The sequence below is a fragment of the Longimicrobiaceae bacterium genome (genome assembly GCA_035696245.1).
GTDB lineage: Bacteria > Gemmatimonadota > Gemmatimonadetes > Longimicrobiales > Longimicrobiaceae > DASRQW01.
The window spans coordinates 1-7397 of record DASRQW010000198.1 but is presented as its reverse complement, the minus strand read 5'-3'; the positions used below and the strand labels follow the sequence as shown (position 1 = coordinate 7397).

4 protein-coding genes are annotated in these 7397 nt (G+C 70.0%); 1 reads left to right on the top strand and 3 read right to left on the bottom strand.

Annotated elements, in window-relative coordinates:
* The coding region (locus tag VFE05_09400) for a SusC/RagA family TonB-linked outer membrane protein (GenBank protein HET6230272.1) at positions 1-2803 on the bottom strand (2803 nt) is incomplete at its 3' end.
* A 648-nt stretch (positions 2804-3451) separates the two neighbouring features.
* Positions 3452-4687 (bottom strand): tyrosine--tRNA ligase, encoded by a 1236-nt coding sequence (gene tyrS / locus VFE05_09395; protein HET6230271.1) that lies wholly within the window; start codon positions 4685-4687, stop codon positions 3452-3454.
* A gap of 114 nt (positions 4688-4801) precedes the next feature.
* On the opposite strand from tyrS, the gene VFE05_09390 reads away from it, so the two are divergent.
* Entirely contained in the window at positions 4802-5023 is a 222-nt protein-coding gene (locus VFE05_09390; protein ID HET6230270.1) for a putative Se/S carrier-like protein, read from the top strand.
* Positions 5024-5376: 353 nt separating this feature from the next.
* Here VFE05_09390 and VFE05_09385 read toward each other — a convergent pair whose 3' ends face one another.
* Positions 5377-6936 (bottom strand): trehalose-6-phosphate synthase, encoded by a 1560-nt coding sequence (locus tag VFE05_09385; protein HET6230269.1) that lies wholly within the window; start codon positions 6934-6936, stop codon positions 5377-5379.
* Between the last annotated feature and the right edge of the window lie 461 nt (positions 6937-7397).

The following is a 7397-nucleotide window of genomic DNA, read 5'->3' as shown; positions in this document are numbered from 1 at the left end:
GGCTCACCGACACCTCGCGCAGCTTCCAGAACGTCGCGTCCTCGTAGAAGCCCGCGGCCGTGCCGAACAGGCGGCGCGCCTGGACGGCGGCCTGCTGCTCGAGGGTCGCGGCGCCGGGGACCTGGCGCGTGGCCGAGAAGCCGAGGGTGTTGCTGGCGTCGCGGTTGATGTTGGTGAAGTTCAGCAGCTTCTGGCCGCCCTTGTAGTCCAGCAGGCCCGAGACGCGGATGAAGCGGGCCAGGCGGATGTCGGTGCTGAACGACGCCTCGCGCTTCGGGAACGGCGAGCCGAAGTACGTGGAGTTGGTCTTCGGGTCGGTCTGCTGGTCGGCCGGGAGCAGCTGCACTTCGGCGAGCTGGATCAGCCCGTCGTTGTTGGCGTCGGCGAACTTGTACGCCGGCTGCCAGTAGCCGCCCAGCGGGAAGCCGGGCTGGTGACGCTGCGTGTTGGCACCCAGGCCGAAGATGATCGGCGTGATGCTCGTGTCGCCGAACGTCAGCAGCTTGTTGGTGTTGGTGCTGTAGTTGATGTTGAAGTCCACGCCGATCCGGTCACGCTTGATCGCCTCGGCCCGCAGCGCGAACTCGTTGCCGATGTTCTGCACGCTGCCGAGGTTGAAGAACTGCGAGCCCGGGCCGCCGACCGACGGCGGGAGCGGACGGCTGATCAGCGCGTCGTGCGACTTCTTGTTGTAGTGCGTGGCCTCGAACGTGAGGCGGTCGGCGAAGAAGCCGAGGTCGCCACCGAACTCGATCTCGCGCGTGACCTCGGGCCGCAGGTCCGGGTTACCGGCGTTGCTCACCACGAAGCCGGGCACGATGTTCGACGAGCCGAGCGCCGCGTTGACGGTGCCGTACGTGCGCACCGAGCTCAGGCGGCCGGGACGCAGGCCCGACTTGCCGTAGGCCGCGCGCAGGCGGAGGTTGCTGATGGCGTCGACCTTCGGGAAGAACGGCTCCTCATTGACCACCCACGAGGCGGTCAGCGACGGGTACGTCACGAAGCCGATGTTGGTGCCGAACGCGCTGTTCTGGTCGCCGCGAAGGCCGCCGGTGATGAAGAGGCGGTCGTTCAGGGCCAGCTGCTCCGTGGCGTACGCGCCGAAGAGCTTGTTCGGGGCCACGCCCTCGCTCACGTCGCCGGGGACGAGCGCGGTGCGCGTGCCCGGGGCGATGACCTCTGCCTCGGCGTAGGTCTCGTTGTAGTTCTCCGACGTGTACTGCACACCCGCCGACGTGGTCGAGATGAGGTTCTTCAGGATGCCCTTGGTGGCGGTGCCGCCGCCGTTGGCAGTGAAGGTCGTCGTCACGTTGCGGTACTGCTCGCGGAAGCCGTCCACGAAGGCGCCCACGGTGCCCGGGGCCACGAAGCTGCCCTCGAAGCGGTTGCTCACGTCCACGCCCACGGTGCCGTTCAGCGACAGCCAGCTGAGCGGGCGGTAGTCGGCGTTGGTGCTGCCGGTGAAGCGGTTCAGCTGCTCGCGGTTCTCCCACGCGATGAGGCTGAACGCGGTCGTGGGCGGACGGTAGCCGCCGTTGGCCGCCACCACGCCGGGCGACGGGTCGCCCAGCAGGCCGTTGAGCACGGGGCCCGCGGCGCTGTTGTCGGCCTGCGGCAGCTCGATGTTGCTCTGCACGAAGCCGGTGTTGGCCGTCAGGCGCAGCTGCGAGCCGACCTGGCCGGTCAGGTTGGCGCGCACGTTGGTGCGCGTCAGGTGGTTCGGGTGCTGCACGCCCACGCCGTGCTCGTTCTCGCCGGAGACGAAGTACGTGGCGTTCTCGCTGCCGCCCGAGACGCTCGCGCCAAGGTTGGTGGTCGCGCCCGTCTGGAAGGGCGTGAGCGAGCTGCGCAGCGGGTTGTAGCTGTACAGCGAGTCCACCGCGACGCACGCGCCCGAGGCACGCTCGGCGAAGGTGCAGATGCGGGTCTTCACGCCGGCGGCCGTGTGGCCGATGGCGCGGTAGTTGTTCGGGATGGTGACCATCTGCTTCTGCGTGCCGAACTCGCTGTGCGCACGCACGGTCGGGTGGCCGGCGCGGCCACGCTTGGTCGTGACCTGGATCACGCCGTTGGCGGCGGCGGTGCCGTACAGCGCCGCGGCGGCCGGGCCCTTCAGGATTTCGACGTTCTCGATGTCCTCGGGGTTGATGTCCTCGAAGCGCGAGGTGCTCTGCCCGCCGGTGAACAGGCCGGACGAGAACGACTCGTTGTCCACGCGCACGCCGTCGATGATGAGCAGCGGGTCGTTGCCCAGCGACACCGAGTTGTTGCCGCGGATGCGGATGCGCGAGCCGGCGCCGAGCTGGCCCGAGCTGGGAAGGACGACCACGCCCGGGGCGCGGCCGGCGACCAGCTGGCTGAAGCTCTGCACGGCGGCCATCTCGACGTTCGCCGTCGAGACCGTCGCGACCGAGTTGCCCAGCTCGCGGCGGCGGGCGGCCTCACCGCTCGCCTGCACGACCAGCACGTCGAGGCCGATGGTGCTGCTGGCGAGCTCGAAGTTGGCAGTCACCGTCTGGCCGGCGGCCACGGTCACTGCACGGGTGCCGCCCGAGTAGCCCAGGCGCGCCACGCGCACCTCGGCACGGCCGGCGGGCACGCCGCGGATGGTGTACGAGCCGTCGGGGCCCGTGCGGCCCTGCAGGGCCGTTCCCGCCACGATCACCTGCACGTTCGCCAGCGGCTGCTTGCTGGCCGCGTCGGTGACGCGCCCCGCAACGTTGCCGCCCGACTGTGCGAGCAGCTGCCCTGGCGCCAACAGCGCCAGCGCGAGCGCGCACATCCAACGAATGTTCTTCATCATGGATTCTCCAGGGTTGACTTCAGACGTTCGGTTGGAGGAAGACCGGCCCGTCCCTCGCTGGGACGGGTATGCCGGGACTGCTCCATCTCGACCCTAACCGCGGTGCGATCCTCCTTTCTGGATGCCGGCTTCAGGGACAACGGCGCTCCCCCGGGCGGGGAAGCGGTGGGAACCAAGCTTGCGCAGAACCGCCACTGCGTGGATGTCTGGAAGACGGGCCGCGAGCACGTCCCCTCCATGGGGCCGGCGCGCCCGGCGCAGCGGTGTGGAGAGTGCCACCGCCGCTGGCCCGAACGAACGTTCGTAAGCATGCGCCCGCCGCACATGCGAGACCGGGGTTGGCCCGAGGGGCCTTCGGAAGCGTGCTCGTGCGGCGGGAACTTCGCATTGTAGCGAGCACGCCAGCCCGTGTCAAGCACGGCACTCCGTTGCGGCCTAGCCGGTTATGGGCTCCCATGGGCTGTTCCTCCCTCCACTCGTCGGCCCCGGTTCGCCGGCGCAGGGACGCGTCCCTGCACGCCGGCCGCTAAGCGGATGCGGCACAACCCCTCCCGCCTCCGCGCGCCCGTCTTGCGGTTCCGCGGCCGCGGTCCGCGGCCGTCTCTCCGCACGCCGGGGCACGCGCGTTACCCGCCACTTAGGACCCGCTCAGGCCAGGAACCGGACCCGCGCGAAGTGGCGCTTGCCCTTCTGGAGCACCACCTCGCCCGTGGCCGGCACCGTTGCGTCGCGCGCGGTGACCTTCTCCCCCGCCACGCTGATGGCGCCCTGCTCGATCAGCCGCATGGCCGCGCCGTTCGAGGCGGCAAGCCCGGCGCGCACCAGCAGGCGCGGCAGCCCCACCATTCCGTCTGCCGCCGCGAGCGTCTCGTCGCCTGGGTGCACCTCCACCAGCGGCACCTCGTCGGGCAGCGCGTGCTCGCGGAAGATGCGGTCGAACTCCGCGGCGGCGGCTTCGGCGGCTTCGGGACCGTGGTACGTGGCGACGATGCGGGCGGCCAGCTCGCGCTTGGTGCGGTACGGCTCGGCGGAGATGCGCTCCTTCACCGCCGCAAGCTCCGCCGGCCCCACGCCGGAGGCCAGCGTCCACCACTCCTCCAGCACGTCGTCGGGGATCGACATCGTCCGCCCGTACTGCTGCTGGGGCGGGTCGGCCAGCCCCACGTAGTTGTCGTACGACTTCGACATCTTGTGCACGCCGTCGGTCCCGCGCAGCAGCGGCATCAGCAGGCACACCTGCGGCGCCTGGCCGTACCGCTCCTGGAGCGTCCGCGCCACCAGCAGGTTGAACTTCTGGTCCGACCCGCCCAGCTCCACGTCGGCCTTCAGGGCCACCGAGTCGTACCCCTGCATGAGCGGGTACATGAACTCGACGACGGAGATGGGGCGGTTCTCGGCGTAGCGCTTCTGGAAGTCGTCGCGCTCCAGCATGCGCGCCACGGTGTAGTGCGAGGTCAGCTTCAGCACGTCCGCCAGGCGCATGGGCTTGAGCCAGGTGCTGTTGCGCTCCACCCGCGTCTTCGCCGGGTCCAGGATCTTGAAGACCTGCTCCTGGTACGTCCGCGCGTTGGCCTCCACCTCTTCTTCCGTGAGCTGCGGCCGGAGCTCGCTGCGCCCGGTGGGATCGCCGATGAGGGCGGTGTAGTCGCCCACCACGAACACGACGTCGTGCCCCAACTCTTGAAACGTTCGAAGCTTACGGATCGAGACAGCATGCCCCACGTGCAGGTCGGCGCGGGTGGGGTCGAAGCCCTGCTTAACCACCAGCGGTTGACCGGAGGCGGCCGAGCGCTCCAGCTTTCGGACCAGCTCCTCTTCGGGCACGATCTCCAGGGCTCCCTGGCGGATCGCGTCCATCTGCTCGGCTACGGGGGGGAAGTGCACGGCGGGTCGCGGCGGGTTGCGGGACTGGGTCGGCGGACGTGGCCGCGCAGTCTAGCCGCCCCGCCGCCCGGGGCGCAAGGGACCTCGCCGTCCTCGTTCACGCAGGGGAAATCCATGGCGCGCACCATCTTCACCTTCGCGACCACCCACCACGCGCTCTGGGCCGAGGACGTGGCGCGCGACGCAGGCGTCCCCGCCGAGCCCATCCCCGCTCCGCCGGCCGCCCACGCGCGGTGCAGCCTGGCACTGGAGACGCTTCCGGAAGATTTCGAGCGCCTGGCCGGGATCCTGGCAGCCGAGTCGATCCCGTTCGACCGCTACACGCCGGAGGAGTGAGCGCGAAGGTGTTGGCGCGCGGCAGTGCAGGATCCCGTCGGACGGAATGGAGCAGCGGGTGAATCGGGCCGATACCTCGTGGTCGGAAAAGTCGGTGCGCGGATGAGAGGCGAGCGGGTGAAGCGCGCAACATTGGGGCTGCCCGCGCGTCGACCGGAGCGATGAGCCCGCACTCCGACGGCACAAAAGCCCGCCTCCGTCTCCTGTATCTTTGGACATCGGTTCGACGGATCCGCATCGGCGCAGACTGCGGGTGGCGTCAGATCGTCCGTGGTGGGCGAGAGGTGATGATGCGCGAGCGGCTTCCGCCGGAAGGGGGAAGCCGCTCGTGCATCTATCGAAAATGGACGAGGTCAGTCGTCGTGATCGGAGTCGCGGTCCTCGTCGGGCTCGGCGCCGAACTCCAGCTCCATCAGGCGCTCCATGGGCATCACCGGCTGCGTGGCGGCGATCTGGCCCCACCGGGTGAACACCTCGCCCATCCAGTCGAAGATCGTGCGCAGGTTGGCGGACAGCCGGTCCATGGTCTCGCGGCGCTGCTCGGGCGGGAGCGACAGCGCGGCGCGGATGTGCAGCGCGAAGCCCTCCGGATCGTACGGGTTGATGAGCGATGCCTCGCCCATCTCCTCGGCGGCGCCGGTGAAGCAGGAGAGCAGCAGCACGCCCCTGCGGTCCACCTGACTGGCCACGAACTCCTTGGCCACCAGGTTCATCCCGTCCTGCAGCGAGCTGACGATGCACACGTCGGCCAGGCGGTAGAGCACGGCCAGGCGGTCGGCCGGCAGCGACTGCTTGAGCAGATGGATGGGCCGCCACCGCTCGGTGCCGAAGCGGTCGTTGATCTCCCACACCTGCCGGTCGACCTTCTGCGTGAGGTCGTCGTACGCCTCGATGTCGCTGCGGCTGGGAACGGCGACCTGGATGAAGGTGAAGCGCTCGCGGAACTCCGGGTAGCGCTCCAGCAGCATCTCGATGGCCTTGAACTTCTCCGGCAGGCCCTTGCTGTAGTCCATCCGGTCCACGCCCACGCCGATGAACCCGCCGGCCGGCGCGTAGCGCTCGCGCAGCCGCTCCATCTGCTCCTCCACGCCGGGCGCGGAGGCCGCGGCGCGGAACTGGTCCACGTCGATGGAGATGGGGAACGACTCCACATGGCACGTGTGGCCGTTGAGCGTGGCCGTGCGCGCCTCCCAGTCCACCGTCGCACCGGCGATGCGGCGGGCGCAGCGCAGGAAGTTGTCGCTGAAGCCGGGCAGGTGAAAGCCCATCAGGTCGTTCGCCAGCAGGCCGCGCAGCAGGTAGTTGGCCTGCGGCGCCAGCCGGAAGATGTCGATGGGCGGCCAGGGGATGTGCCAGAAGTGCGCGAGCGAGATGTCCGGACGCCGCGAGCGGATGAGGTGCGGCGCCAGCGCCAGGTGGTAGTCCTGCACCCACACCACGGCTTCGCGCTCGCGAACCTCTTCCAGCACGGCCTCGGCGAAGCGGCGGTTGATGCGGCGGTAGCGCTCCCAGTAGCGCGAGCGGATGCGCGTCAGGTCCGGCCGCAGGTGGCAGAGCGGCCACAGGAACTGGTTGGAGAAGCCCAGATAATAGCGGTGGATGTCGTGGTGCGTGAGCCACACGCGCCGCAGGTTGTAGCTGGGGTTCTCCGGCGGCACCCGCACGCGGTTGTCGCGGTCCACCACGGCGGCGTCGGCCTCGCCGCTGCCCCAGGCGACCCACGTGCCGCCCAGCGCCTGCATGAGCGGGTCGAGCGCCGAGGTGAGGCCGCCGGCGGGGCGCCTCACGTCGACCTCGCCCACCTCCTGCGACCAGCGGTGCTCGTACGGCTCGCGGTTGGAGACCACCACGAAGCGGCGGTCGGCGAAGTAGCTGCGGAACAGGGGCTCCAGGTCCCCCGGCGTGGTCGGCATTCGGGCTCGGTCGGTCAATGTGTGGCGGTACGTGGGGGTGAGGCCCGCAACTCGTTCCCGCGCCTGCTCGCGCGCCGGGAACGGAAACCGCGTGCCGCGAGGATCAGGCCGCCAACGCCGACATCTCGCCCACCGCGCGCGCGCGGGGCGGCACCCCGGCTCGCCGGACGCGGGCACAGGCCGCCCAGAGGATGATACCGCCACCGCCGCTCGGATGGCGAGAGAAGATGTAGATCGGAAGAGGTTCTGTTACGCGAGCGAGACTCGCGGTCGCGAAACTCGAACGCGGGCGCGTCGTCGGTTCAAGCCGCGCGATCACCGGCAACGACTCGTCGGCGGGTCAGCGGGTCGAGGTCGGGCGGGATGCGAGAGGCGGGACGATGGTCGCCGGGAGGGTTTCCGGCAATGGGGACGCTGATAGGCCGAGGATGCGGCGGGCGCGCCGTTCCGCAGTACCCGTG

Bases quoted from the DNA above. Each gene is read 5' to 3' on its own strand.
- VFE05_09385 (HET6230269.1), bottom strand. From the start codon at position 6,936: ATGCCGACCACGCCGGGGGACCTGGAGCCCCTGTTCCGCAGCTACTTC.
- VFE05_09390 (HET6230270.1), top strand. From the start codon at position 4,802: ATGGCGCGCACCATCTTCACCTTCGCGACCACCCACCACGCGCTCTGG.